26 protein-coding genes are annotated in these 26,400 nt (G+C 75.1%); 18 read left to right on the top strand and 8 right to left on the bottom strand.

The window, feature by feature from the left end:
- Positions 1 to 18: 18 nt before the first annotated feature.
- Genes O2W18_RS10490 through O2W18_RS10475 form a run of 4 tightly spaced genes read left to right on the top strand, consistent with a single transcriptional unit; the run spans position 19 to position 4,709 of the window.
- Positions 19 to 1,980: a primary-amine oxidase gene (locus O2W18_RS10490; RefSeq protein ID WP_269187470.1), complete on the top strand. Its 1,962-nt coding sequence runs from the start codon at positions 19 to 21 to the stop codon at positions 1,978 to 1,980.
- Entirely contained in the window at positions 1,973 to 3,541 is a 1,569-nt protein-coding gene (locus O2W18_RS10485) for an APC family permease (RefSeq protein WP_269187469.1), read from the top strand. The genes O2W18_RS10490 and O2W18_RS10485 overlap by 8 nt, the downstream gene beginning before the upstream one ends.
- Positions 3,542 to 3,544: 3 nt before the next feature.
- Positions 3,545 to 4,081, top strand: coding sequence for a hypothetical protein (locus O2W18_RS10480; RefSeq protein WP_269187468.1), 537 nt, complete (start codon positions 3,545 to 3,547; stop codon positions 4,079 to 4,081).
- 25 nt (positions 4,082 to 4,106) lie between these two features.
- Complete coding sequence (locus tag O2W18_RS10475; protein WP_269187467.1) at positions 4,107 to 4,709, top strand: TetR/AcrR family transcriptional regulator; 603 nt, start codon at positions 4,107 to 4,109, stop codon at positions 4,707 to 4,709.
- 54 nt (positions 4,710 to 4,763) lie between these two features.
- Here the strand turns inward: O2W18_RS10475 and O2W18_RS10470 are convergent, their stop codons facing one another.
- From O2W18_RS10470 to O2W18_RS10460, 3 genes are all read right to left on the bottom strand, one after another.
- Positions 4,764 to 5,888 carry an NDMA-dependent alcohol dehydrogenase gene (locus O2W18_RS10470; RefSeq protein ID WP_269187466.1) on the bottom strand — a complete coding sequence of 375 codons (1,125 nt, stop codon included), beginning with the start codon at positions 5,886 to 5,888 and terminating at the stop codon, positions 4,764 to 4,766.
- Positions 5,889 to 6,018: 130 nt separating this feature from the next.
- A complete protein-coding gene (locus O2W18_RS10465; protein WP_269187465.1) occupies positions 6,019 to 6,336 on the bottom strand; it encodes a helix-turn-helix transcriptional regulator in 318 nt (105 codons plus the stop codon).
- Entirely contained in the window at positions 6,333 to 7,382 is a 1,050-nt protein-coding gene (locus tag O2W18_RS10460) for a TerC family protein (protein ID WP_269187464.1), read from the bottom strand. The genes O2W18_RS10465 and O2W18_RS10460 overlap by 4 nt, the downstream gene beginning before the upstream one ends.
- Before the next feature lie 322 nt (positions 7,383 to 7,704).
- On the opposite strand from O2W18_RS10460, the gene O2W18_RS10455 reads away from it, so the two are divergent.
- Positions 7,705 to 8,361: a CBS domain-containing protein gene (locus O2W18_RS10455; protein ID WP_269187463.1), complete on the top strand. Its 657-nt coding sequence runs from the start codon at positions 7,705 to 7,707 to the stop codon at positions 8,359 to 8,361.
- Positions 8,362 to 8,494: 133 nt separating this feature from the next.
- Entirely contained in the window at positions 8,495 to 9,049 is a 555-nt protein-coding gene (locus tag O2W18_RS10450) for a flavodoxin domain-containing protein (RefSeq protein ID WP_269187462.1), read from the top strand.
- Between the two features lie 11 nt (positions 9,050 to 9,060).
- On the opposite strand, the gene O2W18_RS10445 is transcribed toward O2W18_RS10450, so the two are convergent.
- Complete coding sequence (locus tag O2W18_RS10445; protein ID WP_269187461.1) at positions 9,061 to 9,735, bottom strand: universal stress protein; 675 nt, start codon at positions 9,733 to 9,735, stop codon at positions 9,061 to 9,063.
- A 210-nt stretch (positions 9,736 to 9,945) separates the two neighbouring features.
- Between O2W18_RS10445 and adhP the strand changes: the two genes are divergently transcribed.
- Complete coding sequence (gene adhP, locus O2W18_RS10440) at positions 9,946 to 10,956, top strand: alcohol dehydrogenase AdhP (RefSeq protein ID WP_269187460.1); 1,011 nt, start codon at positions 9,946 to 9,948, stop codon at positions 10,954 to 10,956.
- Between the two features lie 36 nt (positions 10,957 to 10,992).
- On the opposite strand, the gene O2W18_RS10435 is transcribed toward adhP, so the two are convergent.
- Positions 10,993 to 11,556, bottom strand: coding sequence for a DNA-directed RNA polymerase subunit alpha C-terminal domain-containing protein (locus tag O2W18_RS10435; RefSeq protein WP_269187459.1), 564 nt, complete (start codon positions 11,554 to 11,556; stop codon positions 10,993 to 10,995).
- Positions 11,557 to 11,673: 117 nt separating this feature from the next.
- On the opposite strand from O2W18_RS10435, the gene O2W18_RS10430 reads away from it, so the two are divergent.
- On the top strand, positions 11,674 to 12,381 hold the full coding sequence (locus O2W18_RS10430) for a class I SAM-dependent methyltransferase (RefSeq protein WP_269187458.1): 708 nt from the start codon (positions 11,674 to 11,676) through the stop codon (positions 12,379 to 12,381).
- A 54-nt stretch (positions 12,382 to 12,435) separates the two neighbouring features.
- Here the strand turns inward: O2W18_RS10430 and O2W18_RS10425 are convergent, their stop codons facing one another.
- Positions 12,436 to 13,560 carry an NAD(P)/FAD-dependent oxidoreductase gene (locus O2W18_RS10425; protein WP_269187457.1) on the bottom strand — a complete coding sequence of 375 codons (1,125 nt, stop codon included), beginning with the start codon at positions 13,558 to 13,560 and terminating at the stop codon, positions 12,436 to 12,438.
- Positions 13,561 to 13,627: 67 nt separating this feature from the next.
- Between O2W18_RS10425 and O2W18_RS10420 the strand changes: the two genes are divergently transcribed.
- The 8 genes from O2W18_RS10420 to O2W18_RS10385 are packed head-to-tail and all read left to right on the top strand — an operon-like array spanning position 13,628 to position 21,154.
- A complete protein-coding gene (locus O2W18_RS10420; RefSeq protein ID WP_269187456.1) occupies positions 13,628 to 14,800 on the top strand; it encodes an MFS transporter in 1,173 nt (390 codons plus the stop codon).
- 42 nt (positions 14,801 to 14,842) lie between these two features.
- Positions 14,843 to 15,601, top strand: coding sequence for an alpha/beta fold hydrolase (locus tag O2W18_RS10415; protein ID WP_269187455.1), 759 nt, complete (start codon positions 14,843 to 14,845; stop codon positions 15,599 to 15,601).
- A complete protein-coding gene (locus O2W18_RS10410) occupies positions 15,598 to 16,902 on the top strand; it encodes a cytochrome P450 (RefSeq protein ID WP_269187454.1) in 1,305 nt (434 codons plus the stop codon). The genes O2W18_RS10415 and O2W18_RS10410 overlap by 4 nt, the downstream gene beginning before the upstream one ends.
- Before the next feature lie 60 nt (positions 16,903 to 16,962).
- Positions 16,963 to 17,571 carry a sigma-70 family RNA polymerase sigma factor gene (locus O2W18_RS10405; RefSeq protein WP_269187453.1) on the top strand — a complete coding sequence of 203 codons (609 nt, stop codon included), beginning with the start codon at positions 16,963 to 16,965 and terminating at the stop codon, positions 17,569 to 17,571.
- Positions 17,555 to 18,631 (top strand): hypothetical protein, encoded by a 1,077-nt coding sequence (locus O2W18_RS10400; protein ID WP_269187452.1) that lies wholly within the window; start codon positions 17,555 to 17,557, stop codon positions 18,629 to 18,631. The genes O2W18_RS10405 and O2W18_RS10400 overlap by 17 nt, the downstream gene beginning before the upstream one ends.
- Before the next feature lie 2 nt (positions 18,632 to 18,633).
- Positions 18,634 to 19,626 (top strand): ABC transporter ATP-binding protein, encoded by a 993-nt coding sequence (locus O2W18_RS10395; RefSeq protein WP_269187451.1) that lies wholly within the window; start codon positions 18,634 to 18,636, stop codon positions 19,624 to 19,626.
- Positions 19,623 to 20,477, top strand: coding sequence for an ABC transporter permease subunit (locus O2W18_RS10390; protein ID WP_269187450.1), 855 nt, complete (start codon positions 19,623 to 19,625; stop codon positions 20,475 to 20,477). The genes O2W18_RS10395 and O2W18_RS10390 overlap by 4 nt, the downstream gene beginning before the upstream one ends.
- Positions 20,477 to 21,154, top strand: a complete 678-nt coding sequence (locus tag O2W18_RS10385) for a M23 family metallopeptidase (RefSeq protein WP_269187449.1) — start codon at positions 20,477 to 20,479, stop codon at positions 21,152 to 21,154. Before O2W18_RS10390 ends, O2W18_RS10385 begins: the two co-directional genes overlap by 1 nt.
- Positions 21,155 to 21,161: 7 nt before the next feature.
- Here the strand turns inward: O2W18_RS10385 and O2W18_RS10380 are convergent, their stop codons facing one another.
- Positions 21,162 to 22,931: a DUF2207 domain-containing protein gene (locus O2W18_RS10380; RefSeq protein WP_269187448.1), complete on the bottom strand. Its 1,770-nt coding sequence runs from the start codon at positions 22,929 to 22,931 to the stop codon at positions 21,162 to 21,164.
- A 174-nt stretch (positions 22,932 to 23,105) separates the two neighbouring features.
- On the opposite strand from O2W18_RS10380, the gene O2W18_RS10375 reads away from it, so the two are divergent.
- Positions 23,106 to 23,975, top strand: coding sequence for an NmrA family NAD(P)-binding protein (locus O2W18_RS10375; RefSeq protein WP_269187447.1), 870 nt, complete (start codon positions 23,106 to 23,108; stop codon positions 23,973 to 23,975).
- Between the two features lie 52 nt (positions 23,976 to 24,027).
- A complete protein-coding gene (locus tag O2W18_RS10370; protein WP_269187446.1) occupies positions 24,028 to 25,494 on the top strand; it encodes a protein adenylyltransferase SelO in 1,467 nt (488 codons plus the stop codon).
- Positions 25,495 to 25,532: 38 nt separating this feature from the next.
- On the opposite strand, the gene O2W18_RS10365 is transcribed toward O2W18_RS10370, so the two are convergent.
- Complete coding sequence (locus O2W18_RS10365; RefSeq protein ID WP_269187445.1) at positions 25,533 to 26,360, bottom strand: alpha/beta hydrolase; 828 nt, start codon at positions 26,358 to 26,360, stop codon at positions 25,533 to 25,535.
- Positions 26,361 to 26,400: the final 40 nt, after the last annotated feature.

Here is a 26,400-nt window from a genome sequence, read left to right as displayed (position 1 = left end):
ACGTTCCGAGGTGCAGCCATGACCACCACCCAGCTCCAACTGACCCATCCCCTGGACCCCGTCCAGGCCGCGGAGATCGAGGAGGTCCGGCGGATCACCACCGCGGCCGGCCTGGTCGTCGACAGCACCCGCTTCGTCTACGTCGGCCTCGAGGAACCGCCGAAGGCCGAGGTGCTGGCACACCGTCCCGGGCAGCCGGTCAGCCGGCGCTTCCGGGTCCTGCTGCTGGACCTCGCCTCGCAGGTCTCCCGGGACGTCGTGGTCGACGCCACCGCCGGTGAGGTCGTCACCGCGGTCGAGCTGGACACCGCCACCTCCGGTCAGCTCCCGGTGCTGGACGAGGAGTTCGAGCTCGTCGAGCAGTTGCTGTCCACCGACGAGCGGTGGCTGGCCGCCCTGGCCGCCCGGGACCTGGACGTCGCCCAGGTCCGGGTGGCCCCGCTGTCGGCCGGCGCCTACGAGGAGTACCCGGACGAGGCGGGCCGCCGCGTCCTGCGCGGGCTGGCCTTCTGGCAGGAGACGCCGACGGACTCCGCCTGGGCACACCCGATCGACGGCCTGGTCGCCTACGTCGACACGATCAACCGGGTCGTCGACCAGGTCATCGACACCGGCGCCGTCCCGGTGCCCACCGGCTCGGGCAACTACGACGACCCAGCGGTGAGCGGCCCGCCGCGGACCACCCAGAAGCCGATCGAGATCACCCAGCCCCAGGGGTCGAGCCTGACCCTGGAGGGCAACGTGCTCACCTGGGAGAAGTGGTCCCTGCGGGTCGGCTTCGACACCCGCGAGGGCCTCGTGCTGCACCAGATCGGGTTCGACGAGGGCGCCGGCGTGCGGCCGATCGTCTACCGCGCCTCGATCGCCGAGATGGTCGTCCCCTACGCCGACCCCAACCCGGTGCGCTCCTGGCAGAACTACTTCGACACCGGCGAGTACCTGGTCGGCCGCTACGCCAACGCCCTGGAGCTCGGCTGCGACTGCCTCGGCGACATCACCTACCTGGATGCCGTCATCGCCGACGAGCAGGGCGACCCGCGCACGCTCCCCAACGCCGTCTGCATCCACGAGGAGGACCACGGGATCCTCTGGAAGCACACCGACCTGTGGAGCGGCTCGCAGCAGACCCGCCGGCAGCGGCGGCTGGTCGTCTCCTTCTTCACCACCGTGGGCAACTACGACTACGGCTTCTACTGGTACCTCTACCTCGACGGCACCATCGAGTTCGAGGCCAAGGCGACCGGCGTCGTCTTCACCTCCGCCCACCCCGGCGGCGAGTACCCCTACGCCTCCCAGATCGCGCCGGGGCTGGGTGCCCCGCTGCACCAGCACCTGTTCAGCGCCCGCCTGGACATGACCGTCGACGGCGTCGCCAACCGGGTCGACGAGGTGGAGGTCGTCCGGGTCCCGATGGGGCCGGAGAACCAGCGCGGCAACGCGTTCACCACCTCCTGCACCACCCTGGCCACCGAGTCCGCCGGCCAGCGCGACGCCTCCCCGGCCACCGACCGGGTCTGGCACATCGTCAACCCCGAGCGGCTCAACCACGTCGGCCAGCCCGTCGGCTACGCCCTGTACCCGGAGGGGCTGCCGACCCTGCTGTCGGACCCGGGGTCCTCGATCGCCCGGCGGGCGGCGTTCGCCACCCGGCACCTGTGGGTGACCCGCTACGACCCTGCCGAGCGCTACTCGGCCGGGGACTTCGTCAACCAGCACAGCGGGGGCTCCGGGCTGCCCGAGTACGCCGCGGCCGACCGGGACATCGACGGCCAGGACCTCGTCGTGTGGCACACCTTCGGGCTCACCCACGTTCCCCGGCCGGAGGACTGGCCGATCATGCCGGTGGACTACACCGGGTTCCGGCTCAAGCCGTTCGGCTTCTTCGACCGCAACCCCACCCTCGACGTGCCGGCCTCGACCTCCGCGCACTGCGCGGGCGGCGCCGCCTCCTGCTCGACCACGGAGGCCTCCGGTGAGTGAGCGCCCGACCACCTCGACCGGCGCGACCGCGCTGACCTCCCCCGGCGCGCCGGCCGGCCGCAGCGACGGCGAGCAGCTGAGGTCCGGCCGGCTCGGCGTCCTCGGCATCGTCTTCTTCGTCGTCGCCGCCGCGGCCCCGCTGGTCGGCATGACCGGCGCCGTGCCGGTGGCCATCGCGGCCGGCAACGGCGCCGGCGCCCCGGGCGCCTACGTCGCCGTCGGGATCGTCCTCATGGTGTTCGCCTCCGCCTTCTCGGCGATGAGCCGGGTGGTGACCAACACCGGGGCGTTCTTCGCCTACGTCGGCCGCGGCCTGGGCCTGTCCGCCGGCGTCGGCTCGGCGTTCGTCTCGGTGTTCGCCTACCTGAGCATCCAGCTGGCGGTCTACGGGTTCTTCGGCGGTCTGATGGCCGGGCAGATGGACGCCATCTTCGGCATCGACGCCCCCTGGTGGCTGTGGACCCTCGCCGCCTGGGCGCTGGTGCTCGCCCTCTCGGTGGTCAGCGTCGACGTCGGCGCCAAGGTCCTCGGCACGCTCATGGTGCTGGAGCTGCTCAGCCTGGCCGTCGTCGCCGTCGCCGTCATGCTCGAGGGCGGCGGCCCCGACGGGGCGAACCTGGTCGAGTCCTTCGCCCCGCAGAACGTGTTCGTCGGCGGCCTGGCCGGCTCGGCCGGCATCGCGCTGGCCTTCGCGTTCGCCTCCTACATCGGCTTCGAGGCCACCGCCATCTACGGCGAGGAGAGCAAGGACCCCGAGCGCACCGTGCCGCGGGCGACCTACGCCGCGGTCGGGCTGATCACCGTCATCTTCGCGGCGGCCTCCTGGGCCGTGGTGAGCGGACTGGGCACCGACGACGTCGTCGCCCGAGTGCTCGAGGAGTCCTCGGTCGACGGTGTGCCGCTGGCCGATCCCGCGGCGGTGCTGTTCTCCGTGGCCGCCACCTACGTCGGCGACTGGCTGGCCACGGTGATGAGCTGGCTGGTGCTCTCCAGCCTGTTCGCCGGGCTGCTGGCCTTCCAGAACTGCAGCGCCCGCTACTTCTTCTCCCTCGGCCGGGCCGGCGTCTTCCCCGGGGCGCTGCAGAACACCAACCGGCACGGTGCCCCCGGCATCGGGGCGATCGTGACCAGCGCCGTCACCGGCGCGGTGATCGTGGTCTTCGCCCTGGCCGGCCTGGACCCGGTGCTCAACCTCTTCTACTGGTCCTCCGGGATGGCGGTCATCTCCGTCGTGCTGGTGGAGATCCTCGTCTGCGTGGCCGTCCTGGTGCACTTCCGCGGGACGGGGCGCGGGGGCCACTGGTGGTCGACGCTGGCCGCACCGGTGCTCGCCGCCCTCGGCCTGGCCACCGGGCTCTACCTGCTGATCGGCCGGTTCGGCCTGCTGGCGGGCACCGTCCCCGAGGGCGTCGACCCGACCGTGACCGCCTGGCAGCTCAGCGCCACCGGCTGGACGCTGGTGCTGCTGCCCTTCGTGCTGTTCCTGGTCGGATCGGTGGTCGGCGCGGTGCTCTCCCGGAACGCCGACCAGCGCCCTGCGCTGCGCGACGTCGTGGGCTGAGCCGTGACCGCTCATCTGGTGGTCTGCGGCGCGGGCGCGGGGCTGGCGATGATCGGGCACTTCCCGCACCGGCCGCCGCTGTGGGTGCCGCACGCCCTGGGGCTGGTGGCGATGGTGGTGGCCTGGCTGCCCGCCGCCCGCCCGCTGGGCGAGCCGCTGGCGCTGCTCGCGCTGGCGGCGCTTGTGGCCTGGCAGCTGTGCCGCGTGCGGACGCCGGCCGCCCGCTGGTCCGGGGCGGTCGACACCGCGGCGATGGCCGCGCTCATCGCGCTCGCCGGGGTCGGCGGCGGGACGGCGGCGGGCGGTGTCCACGGTGCCCACCACACCGGCGGCGAGGGCACGCTCCCGTATGCCGTCGCCGTCCTGGTGGTCTGGCTCGCCGTGCGGCACGTGACCCGCGAGGGCGGGCCGCACGACCACCGCGCCGGCCGGGACGCCGTCGTCCCGGAGCGACCCGACCGCGCCGGCCGGGCGCTGGGTGCCCTGCGGTTCACCGGGGGGCTGGTGATGCTGTCGGGGATGACCGCGATGCTCACCTGAGCACCCCCGTCGCCCGAGGAGCCCCGTGCCCAAGATCGTCGACCACGCCGCCCGCCGCACCGAGATCATCGAGGCGGTGTGGTCGCTGATCGTCCGTAAGGGCTTCATCGCGGTCACCATGCGGGAGCTGGCCGCGGAGGCGGGGTACGCCAACGGCGCCCTGGCCCGGTACTTCCCGGACAAGGACGCCGTGCTCCGGGCGGCGTTCCAACGGGCCTTCGACGCCACGAACGAGCGGGCCCGCGCCGCGATCGGCGACCGCGGCGGGCTCACCGCGTTCCGGCTGCTGTGCCTGGAGATCATGCCGCTGGACGAGGTCCGGCTCGCCGAGGCCCGGGTGGTGATCGGCTTCTGGGACTACGCCGCCGGTCAGCCGGAGCTCGTGGCGTTCTACGACAACGCCATGGAGACCTGGCGCGCGGAGATGCGGATGTACCTGGGCCAGGCCCAGGTCGCCGGCGAGCTGGCACCGGGCCGCTCGCACGACCTGATCGTCGACGCGGTGCTCGCCACGACGATGGGGTTGCAGATCAACGCCTGCTTCTCCCCACGCCACAACACCCCCGAACGCCAGACCGCCCTGCTCGAGGACTTCCTCACCACCATCGGCCGCCCGGCGTCCTCCTGAGCCGCCGACGCCCCAGCACCCACGCAGGGTGCTGGGGCGTGGTGGAGGGTGCGGTCAGTCGAAGACGATGACGCCGCGGATGTTCTTGCCGGCGTGCATGTCCTCGTAGGCCTCGGCGACCTGGTCCAGCGTGTACTCCCGGGTGACGAGCTCGTCGAGCTTCAGCTGACCGGCCTGGTACATCCGGAGCAGGGCCGGGATGTCGTGCCGCGGGTTGGACTCGCCGAACAGCGACCCCTGCAGCCGCTTCTGCATGAGCGTGAGGTCGCCGAGCGCGATCGGGGCGCCGGTGGCGGTGACGTCACCGAGCCCGGTCAGCACGACGGTGCCGGCCTTGCGGATCGCGGCCAGCGCCTGGGCCACGTGCTCGCCCTGCACCACGCCGACGGTGATGATGACGGCGTCGGCGCCCTGCCCGTTGGTGATCGACCGGGCGTACTCGGTCGCCTCCTCGATGCCGGCGAAGACGTGCGTGGCCCCGAACTCCTTGGCCTTCTCCTGCTTGAACGGTGCCGGGTCCACCGCGATGACCGTGCTGGCCCCGGCGTGCACCGCCCCCTGCAGCGCGTTCGCCCCGATGCCGCCGATGCCCATCACGATCACCGTCGCCCCCGGCTTGATGTTGGCCGAGCGGACCGCCGACCCCCAGCCGGTGGGCACCCCGCAGCCCACCAGCGCAGCGGCCTTGAGCGGCACGTCCTTGCTGATCGTCACCACGGAGTCGACCGAGGCGGTCGTGTACTCGCTGAAGGTGGAGATGCCGCACTGCTGACCGACGGGGTTGCCGTCCTCGCTCATCCGGAAGCTGGTCGGGTCGTCGGCCCGGGCGCCGGTGAGCAGGGAGGCCCCGAGGTCGCAGAGGTTGCTCTGCCCCTGGGCGCACGGCTCGCAGCGCCCGCAGGCGGGCAGGAAGGAGAAGACCACGTGGTCGCCGACCTCGTAGCCCGGGGTGTTCGGCCCGACGGCGGTGACGACGCCGGCGCCCTCGTGCCCACCCACGTAGGGGTAGACCGCGACCGGCACGTCCCCGGTGGCGACGTGGTCGTCGGAGTGGCACAGGCCCGAGGCGGCGAGCTTGACCGTCACCTCGCCCTGGCGCGGGTCGTCGAGCTCGACGGTGGCCGTCTCGTAGGTGCCGGGGGCCTTGCGGACGAGCGAGACGCGGGTGGTGACGGGCACGGGTGCTCCTCTCCGAGCAGGGACGGTGCGGCCTCGCCGGGGGCCTCCCGGGCGCCGGTCACTCCTCCCCGGTGGTTCCCGACCGATCGGTCAGGAATGCGCGCAGCCTACGGGGCGAGAGTGGTGCACGTCACTGTCCGGCCGAGCTCCCGGCTCGGCCGGACGGTGGGCGGCCGAAGATCGCCAGCAGCTCGTCCACCTCGTGCGCCTCCGTCGCGGGGTGCCGGAACGGCTGGTGCGGCTGCACGGCGTAGTGGGTGCGCCGTCCGACCCGCGTCCGCAGGACGTACCCGTCGTCCTCCAGGTCGCGGAGGATCGTCAGCGCAGCGCGGGACGAAATGCCCACCTGAGCGGCGATCTCCGCGACCCGCAGGTCGGGGGCGCCGGCGACGGCCAGCAGGACGTGCCCGTGGTTGGTCAGGAACGTCCACCGCCGCTCACCGGTCATCGCTCGTCGCGCCCCTCTCCCGTCGTCCCGACCGGCTGCCGCTGCCGCCGCCAGGTCGGCTCCAGCGCCGCGGTCTCCTCGGCCGAGGCGACCCGGAAGGGAGCTGCGGCGCCCGCGGCCACCGGCGCCCGGCCCTGACCGCGCGTCGCCCGCAGGCTGGCCACGACCGAGACCCCGATGATCGTGGCGACGACGGCCAACGAGATCGTCGTCGGCACGTAGAACAGGTCGACCTTCAGCATCATCTTGATCCCCACCCAGACCAGCACCAGCGCCAGCCCGGCCTTCAGGTACACGAACCGGTGCATCAGGTCGGCGAGCAGGAAGTACATCGCACGCAGGCCGAGGACGGCGAAGGCGTTGGCGGTGAACACCAGGAACGGCTCGTCGGTGATCGCGAAGATGGCCGGGATCGAGTCGATCGCGAAGACGACGTCCGTGACCTCGATGACCACCAGCACGGCCAGCAACGGCGTGGCGACCAGTCGCCCGGCGACCCGAACCACCAGGCGCTGGCCGTGGTAGGCGTCGGTCATCGGCACGAACCGGCGGAAGGCGCGAAGCGCCCGGGACCGCTCCGGGTCCAGGTGCTCGTTGCGCTGCCGGGCCATCCGCACACCGGTGACGAGCAGGAACGCGGCGAACAGGTACAGCACCCAGCTGAAGCTGGCGATGAGCACCGACCCGGCGGCGATGAAGATGCCACGGAAGACCAGGGCACCGAGGACGCCGAGGAAGAGCACCCGGTGCTGGTACTCCCGGGGCACGGCGAAGTACGTCAGCACGATCGCCCAGACGAACACGTTGTCCACGGCGAGCGACTTCTCGATCAGGTAGCCGGCGAAGTACTGCTGGCCGTACTCACTCCCCGCCTGCCACCAGACGGCGGCGCCGAACGCGACGCCGAGCGCGACCCAGACGGCCGACCAGCCGGCGGCCTCCCGCACGCCGATCACGTGCGCGTGCCGGTGGGCGAAGAGGTCGACGGCGAGCATGACGAGGATGACCGCCAGCACGGCGAGCCAGATCCAGAGGGGGACGTCCACAGGGCACCTTCCGGTCAGGTTGCGACCGGAGGTCTCCCCCCGCTCCCGGACACCAGCCCGAGAGCCCCACCCCGCCGGGCCACGAGGGCCGTGCTGACGACGAGCTGGCGTTGGGGTACTCCCCTCCACGACGGGGACCAGTGAAGCAGGCTTCACCTGTTGCAGCAAGGCCGGCGACCCGGCTCCCGGTGCCGGTGGTCACGGGGACGGGAAACGTCCCCGGCTGCGGGGACGAGATCCCGACCGGCACCCGCACCGGACCCTGCCGCGACCCCGGCCGCGGCTCTACCGTCGGGGGCACCGCCGAGGACGAGGAGGGGCCGTGCAGGTCAGGGACGTGATGACGCGCGAGGTGGTCACCGTGGGGCCGGACACCTCGGCCAAGTACGCCGCCGAGGTCATGGCCGAGCAGGGGTTCGCCGCCCTGCCGGTGGTCGACGAGGACGGCGTGCTGATCGGGATCGTCGCCGAGGCCGACGTGCTGCGGGACCGGCTGCCCGCCGATCCCCGGCTGCACCTGCGCCGGACGCCGGTGCCCGATGCGCCACCGGCCCTGCTCGTCCGCGGCGTGATGACCACGTCGGTCCGCACGGTGCCGGTGGCCGCCGACGTGGCCGACGTCGCCCGGCTGTTCGTGGACGCCCGGCTGCGCAGCGCGCCCGTGCTGGACGGGGAGCGGCTGGCCGGCATCGTCAGCCGCCGGGACCTGCTGCGCACCCTGGTCCGCCCCGACGCCGAGATCCGGGCCGACGTGCTGCGCCTGGTGGAGGGCTACACCCAGGAGCCCGGCGGCTGGGACGTCCAGGTCTCCGACGGCGTCGCCACCGTCCACCGGGCCGGCGGGGTCACCGTCGACGCCGGGGATCGCGAGGCCGTGGACTCCGCCGTGGCGACGCTCGCCCGCACCGTCCCCGGCATCGTGGCCGCGCGCGTGCTCACCGACACCCCCGGCCCCCCGGGCAGCGCCGCACCACGGTGACCCCGGGCGGCCTGCCCGCGCTGGGGCCGAAGGTCCCGGGCAGGCGGGACCGGGGACCCCGGCGCACAGCCTCCGGGTGCCCCGACGCTGACCGGAGCACACCCGTCAGCGCGCGACTCCGAGAGGGACGACGATGAGCACACCCGCACCGCGGATGCTGGTTACGGCCGCCAGCCGGCACGGCTCCACCGCCGAGATCGCCAGCGCGGTCGCCCGTGACCTGCAGGAGTCCGCGGCCGGTCGTCGCTGCGGGCTGGCCGCGGTCGCCGTCCCGGTGGAACGCGACCCCGACCCCTCCGGCTACGACGCGGTGGTGCTGGGCAGCGGGGTCTACGCCGGCCGGTGGCTGGAGTCCGCCCGGCACTACGCCGCCGCGCACGCCACGGCGCTGCGGGGCCGGCCGGTCTGGCTGCTGAGCAGCGGGCCCATCGGCGCACCGCCCTTCCCGCCGGACGAGCCGCACGACGCCGACCCGATCCGGTCGTCCGTCGGCGCCCGGGGGCACCGGGTGTTCCCGGGGCGCCTGGACCCGCACCTCCTGGGGATCGGCGAGCGGGCGATGGTCAGGGCCATGCGCGCCCCGGTCGGCGACTTCCGGGACTGGGCGGCCGTGCAGGCGTGGGCCGAGGAGATCGCCGAGGAGCTGGCCGGCCTGGTGGCAGGCCGGTCCCCCGCCCCCCGGGCCTGACCCGCGGCCGGTCAGGAGCGGCGGGCCGGCCGCTCCGTCCGACCGGCGGCTCGCCCCTCCCCCTCCCGGACGGCCGCGTCGGGCGCGACCACCACCGGGACGGCGGCCTCGTGCGCCAGCCGCGCGGCGACGCTGCCCATCAGCCGGCGGGAGAAGCCGCGCCCGCGACGGCCGAGCACGAGGACGTCGGCGGCCTCGGCGGCGGCGATCTCCTGCAGCACCCGGGCGGGCTGCCCGCAGCCGATCTCCAGCACGGTCCCCCCGGGCAGCCAGCCCGCCCGGTCCACGAGCAGGTCGTGCGCGGCCCGGCGCCGGGCGTCGTCGGGGAACTCGCCCTCGTCCGGGTCCAGCACGTTCACCAGGACGAACGCCGCCCCGCCGGCGGCGAACAGCCGCCCGGCCGCCCGGACCGCCTGGTCGGATTCCGCCGAGCCATCCACCCCGACGACGACGGTCAGCCGATCCGGGTCGCCGTCCGGGCGCCCGCCCGCACCGCGCTCCAGCACCGCGACGTCCCGCCGGGCGCGTTCGGCGGCGATCGGGATGAACAGCGGGCCCAGGACGGCGCCCATCAGGTACCACCCCCCGGCGCGGTACCCCTGCCGGGCGAGCAGCAGCACCACGGCGGCGAGGCCGGTGAGGACCCAGAGTGCGATGACGACGGCGACGGAGGCGACGGTGTCCACGAGGTGCTCCGTTCGGCGTGCGGTGCGGTCCCGGTGCAGTGCGGTGCGTGCCCCGGAGCGGCGGCTGCCGCGCCCTCCACGGTCGCCGCGCCGGGCGCCCGGCGCCCGAGGCGCTCGTCCTGCCGCTCCGGGACGTTGGCCCCTGCCCGGCGGCGCTGCGGGCCGTGATCGTCGACGCCACAGCGCCCCACCGTCGAAACGGAGAACGCCATGAAGGCCGCCGTCGTCACCGAGCTCGGTGCCCCCCTCCAGGTGCAGGATGTGCCCGTCCCGCAGCCGGGGCCGGGGCAGGTCCTGGTCCGGATGGAGGCCAGCGGGCTCTGCCACACCGACATCCACGCCGCGCGCGGGGACTGGCCGGTCAAGCCCACTCCCCCGTTCATCCCCGGACACGAGGGCATCGGCGTCGTCGAGGAGCTCGGCGAGGGCGTGACCTCCCGGGCCATCGGTGATCGCGTCGCGATCGCCTGGCTGGGCTCCGCCTGCGGGCACTGCCGGCACTGCATCGGCGGCTGGGAGACCCTGTGCGAGTCCCAGCAGAACTCCGGCTACTCCGTCGACGGGGCGCTGGCCGAGTACGCCGTCGTCGCTGCCGACTTCGCCACCCCCGTCCCCGAGGGTGTCTCCAGCCTCGACGCCGCCCCGCTGACCTGCGCCGGGGTCACCACCTACAAGGCGGTCAAGGTGGCCCGGGTCGCCCCGGCCGAGACCGTCGCCGTCTTCGGCATCGGTGGACTCGGGCACCTGGCGCTGCAGTACGCCCGGATCGCCGGCGGTTTCGTCGTCGCCGTCGACGTCCAGGACGACAAGCTGCAGATGGCCCGCGAGCTCGGCGCCGACGAGGTGGTCAACGCCGCCACGACCGACCCCGTCGCCGCGATCCAGGCCCTCGGTGGCGCCGATGTCTCGATCGCGCTCGCCGCCGCACCGGCCTCGTTCGACCAGGCCTACCGCTCGCTGCGCCGCGGTGGTCGGCTGGTCTGTGTGGCGTTGCCGGCCGACGGGACCATGCAGCTGCCGATCTTCGACACCGTGCTCACCGGCAAGTCCGTCATCGGCTCGATCGTCGGCACCCGCAACGACCTGGCCGACGTGTTCGCCCTGCACGCCGCCGGCCGCACGAGGGTCGTCATTGCCGACCGCAAGCTCGACGACGTCAACGAGGCGATGGCCGACGTGCTCTCCGGGCACGTCCCCGCCCGCATCGTCTTCCAGTTCTGAGCCGCGGCGCTCCCGCCGGACGGCGTCGGGTGCCGGTCAGTCGCCCAGCAGTCGGCGCACGGATGCGCGGACGGACCACCGGGCCACCCGCAGCGGGACGACCGCCGCGGCAGCGGCCAGGTGGGCACCCCAGCGCAGCAGGTCGCCGTACTCGGCCGGGGGCGCGTGCCGGGTCGGCGCAGACGGGGGTGCAGGGGACGACGCGGGGGCGGCAGCGGGAGGCGGTGCGGGCGCCGGGGCAACTGGCTGTTCGGGAATGAGCAGGTCCAACGCCGTCCGCCGCCGCGGGTCCCGCAGCGAGTCGAACGACGGGATCGCCGGCGCGTCCGGCGACTCCTCTTCCACCGGCTCGGGCGGGGGCGGGACCTGGTCCTGCGCGGCGCGGCCGGAGCCGGTGGACGGTTCGGGGACGACGGCGCGGATGGCGGCGATCGACCCGGGACCCAGCCCGGCGATCCCGGCCAGCTCCGACCGGGTGAGCGCCGCGAGGTCTGCCATGCTGTCGACCCCCGCCCGGTTCAGCGCGGACACCGCCCGGGCAGGCAGGCCCAGCTCGCGGACGGTGCTCCCGGGCACATCGCGCGACGACCTGTTCGACATGGGCCCAACGTATCGCCCGCACCTCCCGCGGGCGGCGGCGCGGCAGCTGGGACCCCGCCGCGGACGCGGGTCGATCTCCGGATCGCCGTCCGGGCGGTGTCCTGTCACCCTGTCCCGGTGACCCGGGTCGAGCGCGAGACCGTCCAGCGGACCGCGAGCGTGCGGTCCTACGCCGGCCACTCCGTGCACGCCGCACCGGGGGTCCACGAGTACGCGGTGACCCTGGTGCAGGCCGCCCTCCCGCAGGGCGGTCGGGTGCTGGAGGTCGGCGCCGGGTGCGGTGCGCTGGCGCTGCGGCTGAAGGACGCCGGCTTCGACGTGGTGCCGACCGACCTCGAGCCGCCGCACGACTGGATCACCCGGCTGGACCTGGACCACCCGGAGCTGACCGAGGAGACCCGGGGTCCCTTCGACATCGTCGTCTGCGTCGAGACGCTGGAGCACGTGGAGAACCCGCGGCAGGTGTTGCGGTCGATCCGGTCGATGCTGCGGCCCGGGGACCGGCTGCTGGTCAGCACCCCGAACGTCACCCACCCGCACTCGCTGCTGAAGACGGTGCTGCGGGGCGCCCCGGTGTTCTTCGGACCCGGGCACTATTACCAGCCCGGGCACATCACGCTGCTCCCCGACTGGATGCTGATCGAGCACGTCCGGCAAGCCGGGTTCGACGAGCTGGAGGTCCGGACCGCCGGCTCGATGGAGTACCACGGGCTCCGCCGCCTGGTCCACCGCGCGGAGCTGGCACTGCTCCGGCTCATCGGGCTGCGGGCGCACCCCGCGGACGGCGAAGGCGTCTGCGTGTTCGTCACCGCCGTCGCCGTCTGAGCACCGCCGTCTGAACGCCGCCGTCTGAGCACCGCCGTCTGAGCACCGGGCGGGTCAGCCGGGGGCCGGGAAGGACCGGTCGCCGAAGAGGACGTGCCGGGCCAGCGCCCGGCCGGGCGGGGTGTGCAGCGCGGTGAACGCCGCGGCCGCCATGGCCGGGGTGCGCACCTGGGCCAGCCCGCGGCGCAGCAGGAGCCGCCCGCGGAAGCTCCGGCGCAGCGCAGCGCCGTCGTACCGGTCCAGCGCCCCGGCCCGCCCGGCGCGCAGGGCCTCGTCCAGCACGTCGGCGGCGTGCTCGGACAGTCGCAGGCACGGGTCGAGCCCGCCGGCGGTGAGCGGGGAGACCGCGCCCGCGGCGTCACCGACGAGCAGCCCGTCCGGGCAGCCGATCCGGCGCAGCAGGCCCCCGACCGGGATGGGCCCCCCGCGCAGCTCGACGTCGTCGGGCCGGACCACGCCGGACAGCCCGGGTGCACGCGCGCCGAACCGCCGCACCGCCCGGCGCAGGCCGTCGGGGAAGCGATCGGGGTAGCCGGCCACGCCCACGTGGGCGTGCTGCCCGTCGTTGACCACCCAGGCCAGGTAGCCGGGCGCCAGGGAGGGGTCGAGCACGCAGTGGAAGGCCGGCGGGTCCGCACTGCCGGGCACGGCGAACACCTCCTCGCCCCCGACCAGCAGGTGCCGGTTGCGGTCCAACCCCAGGTCCCGCGCAACCCCGGAGCGGGCGCCGTCGGCACCGACCACGAACCGGGCGCGCACCCGCACCGGGCCGTCCGGGCCGGTCAGCAGCGCGTGGCCCGCTGCCCGACCGCGGTACCGGGTGGCCAGGGCCAGCCGCACGCCGGCGTCGGTCGCGGCGCGGGCCGCGGCCAGGTAGAGCCCGGCCATGTCGCCCACCCGGTACTCGTCGCGGGCGCTGTCCAGCGTCACCGGCCGGTGCAGCGACGGCGGGTAGAGCACCACCCGCCGGATCGGCGGCCCCAGCCGGTCCGGCGGCAGCGGGAAGTCGTCGAGGGTCTTGCGCACGAAGATCCCGGTCGTGCGGATGGCGCCGGTGAGGCCGGGGCGCCGCTCGGCGAGCAGCACGTCGTGGCCGCGCCGGGCGAGCAGGGTGGCGGTGTGCAGCCCGGCCAGGCCGGCGCCGACGACCAGCACGTCCGCGCGCTCGTCGGGTCTCATGGATCGATCCTCGATGTCTGACTATCGAAAGTCAATCGACTCGCCGGATCCCGGTAGCGTCCCGCGGATGCCGGCGGACACGCTCCAGCGCGACCCTGCGCGGCGGAGGCTCGACGCGCTCACCTTCGGGCTGTTCACCGTCGCGCTGGGCACGAACATCCCCACGCCGCTGCTGCTCGTCTACCGGCGCACCCTGGGCCTCTCCGATGCCGACGTCACCGCGGTCTTCGGCTGCTACGCCATCGGCCTCATCGCTGCGCTGACGCTGTCCGGGCCGGCCTCCGACCGGTTCGGCCGGCGGGCCCTGGTGCTGCCGTTCGCCGTCCTCGCCGGCCTGGTCTCGCTGCTGTTCCTGCCCGCCGTCGACCACCTGCCGCTGCTCTACGCCGGGCGGCTGCTGCAGGGCGTCGTCTCCGGCGTGGTGTTCTCGGTGGCCAACGCCTGGCTGCAGGAGCTCGCCGGGCCGGAGGGCCAGCAGTCGGCGGCCACCCGGGGCGCGGTGTCGACGTCGCTGGGATTCGCGGTCGCGCCGGCGATGAGCGGGCTGCTCGCCCAGTACGGCCCGGCCCCGACGACGCTGCCGTACCTGGTGCACGTCGCCGTCCTGGTCGTCGGGCTGGGCGCGCTCGTCACCGTGCCGGAGACCGTGCAGGCCCGGCACGGCGGCCCGCTGATGACGCTGGGGCTGCCCCCCGAGGCCCGCCGCCCGTTCTGGGCGGTGCTCGCGCCGACCGCCGTCGGGGTGTTCGCCTTCCCGACGATCGCCGCGACCCTGCTGCCGCTGCTCGTGGTCCCCGACGGGGTCGGCGTCGCCTACGCCGGGCTGGTCGCCGGGCTGGCGCTGGGCGCGAGTGCGGTCGCCGCCCGGCTGGGCCGGCGCGCGGAACGGGGCGCCGCACCGCTGGGGATGGTGCTCGCCGCGGTCGGGCACGCCCTCGGCGTCGTGGCGATCGTCAGCGAGTCCGAGGCGCTGCTGCTGCCCGCGGCGGCGCTGCTCGGCGGCGCGGGCGGGCTCTGCCTCACCGCCGGGCTGACGCTCACCGCCCGGCTGGCTCCCCCGCACGCGCGCGGGGCGATGAACAGCGCCTTCTACGCCTTCGCCTACGCCGGGTTCGGCACCCCGCTGCTGCTGGCCTGGCTCGGCGCGACGTTCGGCACGGTCCCGGCGATGACCGCGTTCCTGGCCGTCCCGGTCGCCCTGGCCGGCTGGCTGTGGCTGGAGCTCCGGCGCCGCGACTGACGGGCCTTGCCTCTCCACCGTGTGGCCCACGACACTCCCGGGATGGCGAACGCACCCCTCGTGATCGGCACCGGCCCCCGGAAGGTCCTGGCCCTGCACGGCTGGTTCGGCTCGGCGGCCGGCTGGAGTCACCTCCCCGACCTGCTCGACGGCGACCGGTACAGCTGGCTGTTCCTCGACTACCGGGGCTACGGCGCCCGGCGCGGGGAGGCCGGGGAGCACACGCTGGCCGAGATCTCCGCCGACGCCCTCGCCGCCGTCGACGGCCAGGGGTGGTCCTCCTTCGCCGTGGTCGGGCACTCGATGGGCGGCAGCGCGATGCAGCGGGTGCTCGTCGACGCCGGCGGCCGGGTGGACGGGCTGCTCGGCGTGAGCCCGGTCCCGTCCACCGGCGTCCCGCTCGACGAGCAGGCCGAGCAGCTCTTCCGCGGCGCCGCGGACGACCGGGGCAGCCGCTACGCGATCCTCGACCTCACCACCGGCAACCGGCTGAGCCGCACCTGGCTGGAGCGGATGGTGCAGTTCTCCCTCGACCAGTCCGACCTGGCGGCCTTCGGCGCCTACCTGGACGCCTGGGCGGGCACCGACTTCTCCGCCGAGGTGCAGGGCAACCCGGTCCCGGTCCGGGTGGTGGTGGGCGAGCACGACCCGGCGCTGAGCGCCGCGGTCATGGAGCAGACGTTCCTGCAGCAGTACCCGAACGCCTCGCTGGAGGTGCTGCCCAACGCCGGCCACTACGCGATGTTCGAGACGCCCGTGGCGCTGCTGACCACCGTGGAGCACTTCCTGGACGGCCTGTGACCCAGCCGCAGGACACCGCGGCCCTCCTGGACCCGGCCACCTACGAGACGGGCCCACCGCTGGCGGAGCTGGCCCGGCTGCGCGCCGCCGGCCCGGTCACCTGGGTCGACGAACCCGACGGTCCCGGCTGCTGGCTGGTCCTTCGGCACGCCGAGGTCGAACGCGTGCTCAAGGACCCGGCCACCTTCTCCTCCTGGCTCGGCGCCACCCAGGTCCGCGACGCCGGGGACCTGCCCTGGGTCCGCCAGATGATGCTCAACCAGGACCCGCCGGACCACTCCCGGCTGCGCCGGCTGCTGACCCGGTCGTTCACCCCGCGCGCGGTGGCCGCGCTGACCGCCTCGATCGAGGCGACCGCGGCCGGACTGGTCGACCGGATGATCGCCGGCGCCGGGGAGGGCCGCTGCGACTTCGCCAAGGACGTCGCGGCCGACCTGCCGCTGGTCACCCTGGCCGACGTGCTCGGCGTCCCGGCCGAGGACCGCTGGCTGATGTTCGACTGGTCGAACCGGGTGATCGGCTGGCAGGACCCGGACTACGCCTCCTCGGCGGCGTTCGACGCCAGCAGCGGCACGGCCATGGCCCGGCAGGCGGTGGCGCTGCGCCCGCTGCCGGATGCCGAGGGGCGGCTGCCGGACCCGCGCACCCGCGCCGGCATGCCCGACCTCTACGCCTACGCGCGGCTGCTGGCCGAGGAGAAGCGCCGCGCGCCCGGCCGGGACGTCATGTCGATCCTGCTGGCCCAGGCCGACGGGGACGATGCCCCGGTCAGTGACGCCGAGTTCGAGAACATGTTCTGGCTGTTCGCGGTGGCCGGCAACGAGACGCTGCGCAACGGGCTGCCCGGCGGGCTCATCGCGCTGCTGTCCCACCCCGAGGAGCTGGCCCGGCTGCGGGCCGACCCGGGCCTCCTGCCCGGCGCGGTCGAGGAGATGCTGCGCTGGTGGACGCCGGTGATGGTCTTCCGTCGGACCGCGACCCGCGACGTCACGATCGGCGACACGCGCGTGCGGGCCGGGGACAAGGTGGTCGTCTCCTTCACCTCGGCCAACCGGGACGAGCGGGTCTTCACCGAGCCGGACCGCTTCGACGTCCGCCGGGCGCCCAACCCGCAGCTGTCCTTCGGCCACGGGCCGCACTTCTGCCTGGGCGCCCAGCTGGCCCGGGTGCAGATGCGGTCGCTGTTCGCCGAACTGCTGCGCCGCACGAGCGTGCTGGAGCTCGACGGGCCGCCTGCGCTGCTCCGGTCCAGCTTCCAGCGAGGGGTGAAGCGCCTGCCCATCCGCTGGGTCGCCGGCTGAGCCCGGCATGCTCGTGGCCGCCGGGTGTCACATCCGTGGCCGCCGCGGTGCTGTTAGGACATGGACCTCGTTCGGTACGGACCCCCGGCTGCGCTCCAGCTGCCGGTGCCCGGGCGCACGGCGGGCCGGGTCGAGAGGAAGGGCGGGACGGTGGCGGGTACCGGGAACGGTGCCGTGCGGGCCGACCTCGGCGAGGTGTTCCGCCGCGACTACCCGCAGGTCGTGGCCGTGGCCGCCCGGGTGCTCGGCTCGCGGGACGAGGCCGAGGACGTCGCCCAGGAGGTCTTCCTGGCCTTCGGGCGGTCCACCGTGCCGGCCGCCGAGGCGCCCGGCTGGCTGTCCGTCGCCGCCGTGCACACCGCACTGAACCTGATCCGCTCCGGGCGCCGCCGCGCGTCCCGGGAGGAGACCGTGCACCGCCTCGCCGACGTCACCACCCCCGACGTGGCCGAGGCGGTGCTCACCCGCGAGGACCGCAGCCGCGTCCGGGCCGCGCTCGGCGAGCTGCCCCGCACGCAGGCCGTCGCCCTCGTGCTCCGGCACAGCGGCCTGAGCTACGCCGAGGTCGCCGCGGCGCTCGACATGTCCCCCGGCAGCGTCGGCACCACCGTCCGACGCGCCGAATCCGCACTGCGCAAGGAGCTGACCCGTCATGCGTCATCCGACTGAAGGCACGCTGCGCCGCCTGCTCGACGAGCCGGCCGGCGTCCCCGACCCCGACCGGGCGCACGTCGCCGACTGCCCGCAGTGCCTGGCCACGCTGGCCGCCACCCGCCGGGACGCCGACCTCGTCGGCGCCGCGCTGGCGACCGAGGGCACCTCCGACGTCGACGCCGGCTGGCGGCGGCTGACCGCCGCGCTGCCCACTGCTGCGCCGGCTGCCCGTCCCGAGCGGGTCCGCCCGAGCCGGTCCCGCGGGTTCCGGCGACCGGCCGCCGCCGTCCTCGCGTTCGGCGTCGTCCTGGCCGGCGCCGGGACCGCGGCCGCCAACGACTGGCTGCAGGTGTTCCGCACCGAGGAGATCGCCCCGCTCAGCCTCACCACCAGCGACCTGGTCGCGCTGCCCGACCTGAGCGCGTACGGCGACGTGGAGCTCACCGGCGACCCGGCCGTGCACGAGGTCCCCGACGCGGCCACCGCCGCCGAGGAGTCCGGGCTGGACGTGCCCGAGGTGGCCGACCTGCCCCGCGGCGTCGCCGGCGAGCCGACGATCTCGGTGGGTGGTCAGCTCAGCGCCACCTTCACCTACTCGGCCGACCGCGCGGCACATGCCGCGGCCGCGGCCGGGGAGACGCTGCCCCCGCCCCCGCCGGGGCTGGACGGCAGCTCGGTGCGGCTGGTCGCCGGCCCGGGCGTGGCCCAGGTCTGGTCCTCCGAGAGCGGGCTCCCCGCGCTCGTCGTGGGCCGCGCCGTCGCGCCGTCGGCGTACTCCTCGGGCGTCCCGTTCGAGACGGTGCGCGACCACCTGCTGTCGCTGCCCGGCCTGCCCGAGGACGTCGCGGCGCAGCTGCGGAGCTTCACCGCCGACGGCTCGACCCTGCCGATCCCCGTCCCCGCCGAGCTGGCCACCAGCTCGACGGCGGAGGTCGACGGCGCCGAGGCCACGGTGCTGACCGGCAACGACGGTGCGATGGCGGCCGTGGTGTGGGTCTCCGACGGCGTGGTGACCGCGGTGGCCGGTTCGCTGGACGCCGACGAGCTGCTGTCCGTCGCCCGGGACCTCGGCTGAGCATGAGCACCGTGGACAGCGGTGCCGGGGTGCAGGCCGCCGCCGACCTGGTGGCCGGCCTGCCCCCGGCACCGGCGGCCTGGTGCACCGGGCTGCGCAAGCAGTACCGCAAGCACCTGGCCGTCGAGGACGTGTCCCTGCAGGTCGGCCGGGGCGAGATCGTCGGGCTGCTCGGGCCCAACGGCGCGGGCAAGACCACCGTGATCAAGATGCTGCTCGGGCTGGTCCGCCCGGACGCCGGCGAGGCGATGCTGCTCGGGCAGCGGTCGGCCGACCCCGCCGCCCGCGCCCGGGTCGGCTACCTGCCGGAGCTCTTCCGCTACCAGCCCTGGCTGACCGCGGCCGAGGTGCTGGCGCTGCACGCCCGGCTCTCCGGTGCCGGGGTGCCCGCCGCCGAGCAGCGGGAGTGCCTCGCGCTGGTCGGCCTGTCCGGCCGGGGCGACGACCGGGTGGGTGGGTTCTCCAAGGGCATGCAGCAGCGGCTGGGGCTGGCGGTCGCGCTGGTGGGCCGACCGGAGTTCGTGGTGCTGGACGAGCCGACCAGCGCCCTGGACCCGCTGGGCCGCGCCGACGTGCGGGACATCGTGCTGGAGCTGCGGTCCCGGGGGGTCGCGGTGCTGCTCAACTCGCATCTGATCGGGGAGGTGGAGCGGGTCTGCGACCGGGTCGTCGTCCTGGACCGCGGGCGGGTCGCCGCCTCCGGCACCCTTGCCGAGCTGCTCGGCCAGCGCGAGGTCCGGCTGCACCTGACCGACCTCTCGCCCGCCGCGCAGCAGCGGCTCGCCGCGCTCGGCCGGGTCGACCGGGAGGGCGAGTGGTCCACCGTCGCGCTGTCCGCCGACGACGACGGGACGGCGGTGCCCGACCTGGTGCGTGACCTGGTCGCGCTCGGGGTGCGGGTGCACGCGGTCGAGCCGGTGCGGATCAGCCTCGAGGAGCGCCTGCTCGGCATCCTGCGGGACGGCGCCGCGAGCCGAGCGGCGGGCCCGTCGTGAGCACGGCCCGCACGGTGCTGACCATCGCCGCGCTCACCCTGCGCGAGGCCTCCCGCCGGCGGGTGCTGTTCGCGCTCGTCGCGCTCACCGCCGGGCTGCTGGCGCTGAGCAGCTGGGGCTTCTCCCGGCTGGCGGCCGAGTCGCTGACCAGCGGCGAGGCCCGGCTGACCGCCTCGATCCTGCTCAACCTGGTGATGTTCGGTTACAGCCTCGTCGCCGCGCTCGGCACCGCCTTCCTCGCCGGGCCCACGCTGTCCGGGGAGACGGAGTCGGGCATCGCGCTGTCGATGCTGGCCCGGCCGATCCGCCGCTCGGCGTTCCTGCTGGGCAAGTGGTTGGGGCTGGTGGCGTTCGGCAGCGGCTTCGTCGTGCTGGCCGGGCTGGCGCAGGTCCTCGTCGTCCGGGTGACCGTCGACTACTGGCCGCCGGCCCCGGCGACCGCGCTGGCCCTGCTCGCCGCCCAGACCATCGTGCTGCTGACCCTCACCGTGCTGCTGGCGACCGTCATCTCGCCGATGGCCTCGGGCGTGGTGGCGGTCGGCCTGTTCTGCACGACCTGGGTGGCCGGGGTGGTCGGCGCGATCGGCGAGGCCCTCGGCAACGACGCCGTCGGCCGGGTCGGGAGCGTGTCGCGGGTCCTGCTGCCCACCGACGGGCTCTGGCGCGGGGCGATGAACGCCTTCCAGGACCCGTCGGCGCTCGTCCAGTTCGGCGGGGCCGACGAGGGCGCGGGCGCGTTCCCGTTCCTCAGCACGGCGCCGCTGACCGCCACCTACCTGGGCTGGGCGGTGCTGTGGGTGGTCATGGTCTGGGCCCTGGCCGCGATGTCCTTCGTCCGCCGCGACCTCTGATGGCCGACCCCGGCGCGGTCGTGCTGCAGTTGCCGTTCCGGGGCACCTGGCGGGTGGAGAACAGCCCGGCGCGGCGGGTGCCGAGCCACGGCACGCACCTGTTCGCCACCACCTACGCCATCGACTTCACCGCCGTGCGCGGACGGCGGACGGCGACCACCCGGGGCTGGCGGTCGCTGCTGGCCACCGAGCCGGTGGATCGGTTCTTCGCGTTCGGTCAGCCGGTGCTGGCCCCGGCGTCCGGGCGGGTGGTGTCGGTGCACGACGGCGAGCCGGACGGCGTGGCGCGACGGTCGCCGGCCGCCCGGGTGCCCTACGCGCTGACCCAGGCGGGCCGCGCCCGCGGCGGCGCCGGGGCGCTGGCCGGCAACCACGTGGTGCTCCAGCTCGCCGACCAGGGTGCCCACGTCGTGCTGGCCCACCTGCGCGTCGGTTCGCTCCGGGTGCGCGCCGGCGACCCGGTGACGGCCGGCCAGCAGCTTGCCGACTGCGGCAACTCCGGCAACTCGACCCAGCCGCACGTGCACGTCCAGGTCATGGACTCCGCCGACCCCTTCACCGCACGCGGGCTGCCGCTGGCGTTCCGCGACCACCGGTCCTGGCCCCCGGACGGGGGCCCGCCGGTCGTCATCCCGCTCGGCGTCCCCGCGGAGGGCGCGGTCGTCGAGCCGGTGTGACGCCGGGTCACCAGCTGCCGCCGCCCCCTCCCCCGGCCGCGCCGCCCACGTAGGTCGAGCCGGCCCCGCCGCCCGCACTCGCCGGCGGGGAGAGCGCCGGGTTGTCCGGGGCGGAGAACGCCAGCAGCGCCGGCCACATGCCGACGTGCCCGGCACCGTGCGCCGGCACGTACCAGGCGGGGGTGGTGCCGGGGCCGGCCGTCTGCACCGCACTGGTCCACTCCTCCGCCACCCCCAGGGCCACCGCGTGCGGCAGGTACCGGACCCGGAGGTCGGTGCGCGCCGCACCGGCGAGGTCGGCCATCTGGTCCGCGTCGGCGGACCACGGCCCCTCGGAGGTGGCGAGCTGGTCGCGGAACGCGGCCGCCCGCTCGTGCACCTGGGCGCCCTCCGGGGTGCGCTGCGGCATCCGCCCGGCCAGCCCGAGCAGGGCCAGCCCGGCGAGGACGACGCCGGTGCCGGCCAGCGCCCAGGTGGTGGTGACGGCCAGGACGACGGTCCCGACGATGCCGGCGACGAGCACCCCGGTGCCGATCCCGTACCAGCGGCGCCGGACCGCGGCGGGGTCGGCGCGGAACCAGCCCTGCTCCACCACGTCGCGGTACATCGCCGCGCAGGCCCGGCTCTCCACGGCCGCGAACCGCGACTGCAGGTCCGACAGCAGCACGGCCTCGCCGTCGGCGAAGACGTCGTCGAGCAGCAGCTGCTCGTAGGGGCGCAGCCCCCGCTGGTCGGCCGGCGTGCGGACCAGCCGCCAGTCCGCGGGGACGTCGGTGTCCGACTCGTCCTCAGCGGGATCGACGGCGACCTCCTCGATCCGCAGCTGGCCGCGGACGGCCAGGTCCAGCAGGGTGGCGAGGACCTCGTGCCGCTGGGCGCGACCGTCGAGCACGGTGCCCAGCTGGGCCGGGCGGGCGTCGTGTGGCGGGGTGAGCTGCGGCGCCCGCGGACCGGATACGGCCGGGCGGCTCCGCCGGGCCCGCAGCAGCGGCGGGACGACGAAGAGCAGCAGCCCGCCCACGGCCAGCCCCGCGGTCGCCGGGCTGAGGCGGAAGGCCTGCGCCGGGCTGAACGTCTCCTCGAGCACCGGCTCCGCGCCGGCGAAGGTGCCCGGCGGGTAGCTGGCGCTCAGCGTCACGCCCTCCCCCGGGTCGAGCCCGGTGGCCTCCGCGCGCACCGCACCGACGGCCTCGACGTCCATGGGGCAGGCGAACAGGGCATCGTCCGTGCCGATCACGCAGTCCCCCGCGACCGGCGCCACGCCCTCCGGGCCGGTCAGCCGGACGTCGACCTGCTCGATCGGCACCTCCCAGCCGGTCCCGACTGCGTTCCAGGCCAGCCGGTCGCCGTCGTCCCCCGGGTCGGCGACCCCCTCGACCCGGTAGCTGAGCACGTAGGTGTGCTCGCCGGTGACCTCGGTGTCCTCGTCGCCGATCCGGACGGTCAACACGCCGTCCTCGCTGGTGACCTCGGTGTCGGTGGGCGCGCCCGTGGGGCTCTCCACGACGACGTCGCTGATCGGGTACAGCCGGTCGCGGGTCTGCTCGAAGGGCGCCCGCTCGGGGATCAGCCGCTCGATGCCGTGCCGCTCCTCATCGGCGAAGTCGTAGGCGATCGTCTCCTCGACCTCCAGCGACCCGTCGGCGCCGGCCACCAGGTCGACGTCGTAGGAGCGGATGGCCTCGGCCTGGCCGTCGTCCGTGCACCCCGCCAGCAGCAGGGCCGGGAAGACCAGCCCGACCACCCCGGCTGCTGTCCGCCGTCCGTCCGCGCTCATGTCGCACCGTCCTCGTCTCGACCGCCGTGCCCAGGTGACGGCGTGCGGAGTCTCCCCGAACGCCGGGGTGTCCGGGCACGAGGCGGGGCCGCGCGCTCGCCGGAGAACTGTCGGCACCCCGTGCTGGCATGGCCGGGTACGCCACAGCACACACGCATCCACCGGAGGCTGTCGATGAGGATCGTCGTCACCACCCCGACCGGGCACGTCGGCTCCCGCGTGGTCCGGCTGCTCCTGCAGGCCGGCCTGCGGCCCACCCTGCTGCTGCGCTCCCCGGAGAAGCTCGACCCGCAGACGCGGGAGCTGGTCGACCTCGTGGTCGGTGACCAGGGCGACCTGGACACCGTGCTGCGGGCGACCGAGGGCGCGGACGCCCTCTACTGGGTCGACCCGCCGACGCCGGACGACGACCCGGTCGCCACGTCGACCCGGATGGGCGCGGTCGTCGCCCGCGCGGTGCGGGAGAACCAGGTGTCCCGGGTCGTGTTCCAGAGCAGCGTCGGCGCCGAGAAGCGCCACGGCGTCGGGCAGATCGACGGGCTCGCCCGCACCGAGGAGCAGCTGGAGGAGACCGGCGCCGCGGTGCTCCACCTGCGCTGCGGGTACTTCTTCACCAATTTGCTGTCCGACCTCGACGGGCTGCAGGAGGGCGTGCTGCGCACCACCATGCCGATCGACCGGCCGATGCCGTGGGTCGACCCCCGGGACATCGGGGCGGTGGCGGTGGCCAACCTGCTGTCCCCGGGCTGGTCCGGCCGGCGGGTGCTCGCCGTGCACGGGCCGGAGGACCTCACGTTCGAGACCGTGGCCGGGATCGTGGGTTCGGCCACCGGCCGGCGGGTCCGGGCGGAGCAGATCAGCGACGACGACCTGCGCGCCGGCCTCCGGGCGGCGGGGCTGTCCGAGGCCCAGGTCGAGGGGTTCGTCGGGATGGGCCGCGGCCTGCGGGAGGACTTCGTGCCGGCTGACCCTCGCTCGGTGCTGACCACGACGCCGACGACGCTGCGCTCCTGGGCCGTCGAGCACCTGGCGCCGCACCGCTGAGGCGACGCTGCAGCGACTGGCAGCTCCCGGGATCGGACGTAGCCTCGGTCGGGTGAGCCTCGCACCGGCACCGACCCTCAGGCTGGACCACCGCTTCGCCCGGGAGCTGCCCGAGCTGGCCGTCGCCTGGCAGGCCGACGACGCCCCGGATCCCCGGCTGCTCGCGCTCAACGAGCCGCTGGCCGCCGAACTCGGCCTCGACCCGGCCGCGCTGCGGACCGCCGAGGGGCTGCGCCTGCTGGTCGGCACCGCCGTCCCGGCCGGGGCGAACCCCGTGGCTCAGGCCTACGCCGGGCACCAGTTCGGCGGCTTCGTCCCGCGGCTGGGCGACGGCCGGGCGCTGCTGCTCGGGGAGCTGACCGACGTGGCGGGCCGGCTGCGCGACCTGCACCTCAAGGGCTCCGGGCGCACCCCCTTCGCCCGCGGCGGCGACGGGCTGGCCGCGGTCGGCCCGATGCTGCGCGAGTACGTGATCAGCGAGGCGATGCACGCCCTCGGCATCCCCACCACGCGCTCACTGGCCGTGGTCGCCACCGGGCGTTCGGTGCGCCGGGAGACGCTGCTGCCCGGCGCCGTCCTGGCCCGGGTGGCGAGCAGCCATCTGCGGGTGGGCAGCTTCCAGTACGCCCGGGCCACCGGGGACGCCGAGCTGCTGCGCCGGCTCGCCGACCACGCGATCAGCCGGCACCACCCGGACGCCGCGCAGGCCGAGAACCCGCACCTCGCGCTCTTCGCCGCGGTGGTCACTGCCCAGGCCGAGCTGGTGGCCCGGTGGATGCAGGTCGGATTCGTGCACGGCGTGATGAACACCGACAACGTGACCATCTCCGGCGAGACGATCGACTACGGGCCGTGCGCTTTCCTCGAGGCGCACAACCCGGCCACGGTGTACAGCTCGATCGACACCGGCGGGCGCTACGCCTACGGCAACCAGCCGATCGTCGCCGAGTGGGACCTCGCCCGGCTCGCCGAGGCGCTGCTCCCGCTGTTCGCCGAGGACCAGGAGCGCGCGATCGAGCTGGCGGTGGCGGCGCTGGGCGAGTTCCGGCCGCAGTACGACGCGGCCTGGTCGGCCGGGATGCGGGCCAAGCTGGGCCTGCCCGACGGGCTGGACGACGCGGTGGCCGCGCCGCTGGTCGAGGAGTTCCTGACCCTGCTGCAGGCCGGCCACGTCGACCACACGTCCGCGTTCCGGCTGCTCGGCGCCGCCGCCCGCGGCGACGTCGACCCGGTTCGCAACCTCTTCCTGGACCTGGCCTCGTTCGACGCGTGGTCGGAGCGCTGGCGCGCACTGGCCCCGGACGCCGACGCCATGGACCGGGTCAACCCGCTCTACATCCCGCGGAACCACCTCGTCGAGGAGGCGCTCACCGCGGCGACCGCGGGCGACCTGGCACCGCTGGGCCCCCTGCTGGAGGCCGTGACCCACCCCTACACCGAGCGGCCGGGCCTGGAGCGGTACGCCACCCCCGCCCCCGCCGACTTCGGCGCCACCTACCAGACCTTCTGCGGCACCTGACCCAGCACCACCAAAATGGCCATTTTGGTGGTGCTGGGTCAGGGGTCGGTGGTCAGGCGGGCCAGTTCGACGACGGCGGCGACCAGCTGGTCGCCATCCAGCAGGACGGCGTCGTTGTGGTCGGCGCCGGGCACCTCGACCGTGCGGTGCAGCTGCCCGGCGGCACGGGCCACCTCCCGGCTCTGCTCCGGCGGCACGATCGAGTCGGCGGTGCCCAGGACGACGGTGGTGGGCACCTCGACCCGGGAGACCAGCTCGGCCACCGGGTAGCGGTCCCGCAGCAGCAGCCGGACCGGCAGGAACGGGTAGTGCTCGCTGCCTACGGCGGCCAGGTCGACGAACGGCGAGCGCAGCACCAGCCCGGCCGGCGGGTGCGCGACGGCCAGCTCGGTGACGACGCCGGCGCCCAGGCTCTCCCCGTAGTACAGGAGCCGCTCGGCCGGGACCCCGCCGTCGGTCAGCAGCCAGTCGCGCGCCGCGCGGACGTCCAGCGCCAGACCAGCCTCGCTCGGGCTGCCCGGGTTGCCGCCGTACCCGCGGTAGTCGAACAGCAACACCCCCAGCCCCGCGTCCGACAGTGCCCGGGCCAGCGGGGCCCGCACCCCGCGGTGACCGCCGTTGCCGTTGGCCACGAGCACGGTCGGGGCGTCAGCCGTCGGGCCGGGCACGAACCAGGCGCCGAGGGTCAGGCCGTCGGCGGTGGCCAACTCGACGTCCCGGCCACCGGGGAGGACGTCAGCGGCGGCCGGCACCGGGCCGGCGTCGGGCAGGTACACCAGCCGGCGTTGGAACGTCCACAGCAGACCGACCACCACGACCAGCACGATGGCACCGATCAGCGCGGCCCGGAGCACCGACCGCAGCACCACCCCATGGTGGCGCGCTGCCGGCGGCCGGGCCAGCGCC

The sequence above is a fragment of the Modestobacter sp. VKM Ac-2983 genome (assembly GCF_026967885.1).
GTDB lineage: Bacteria > Actinomycetota > Actinomycetes > Mycobacteriales > Geodermatophilaceae > Modestobacter.
Note: the sequence above shows the minus strand (reverse complement) of the source record. Positions and strands in the feature narration are given on the sequence as shown.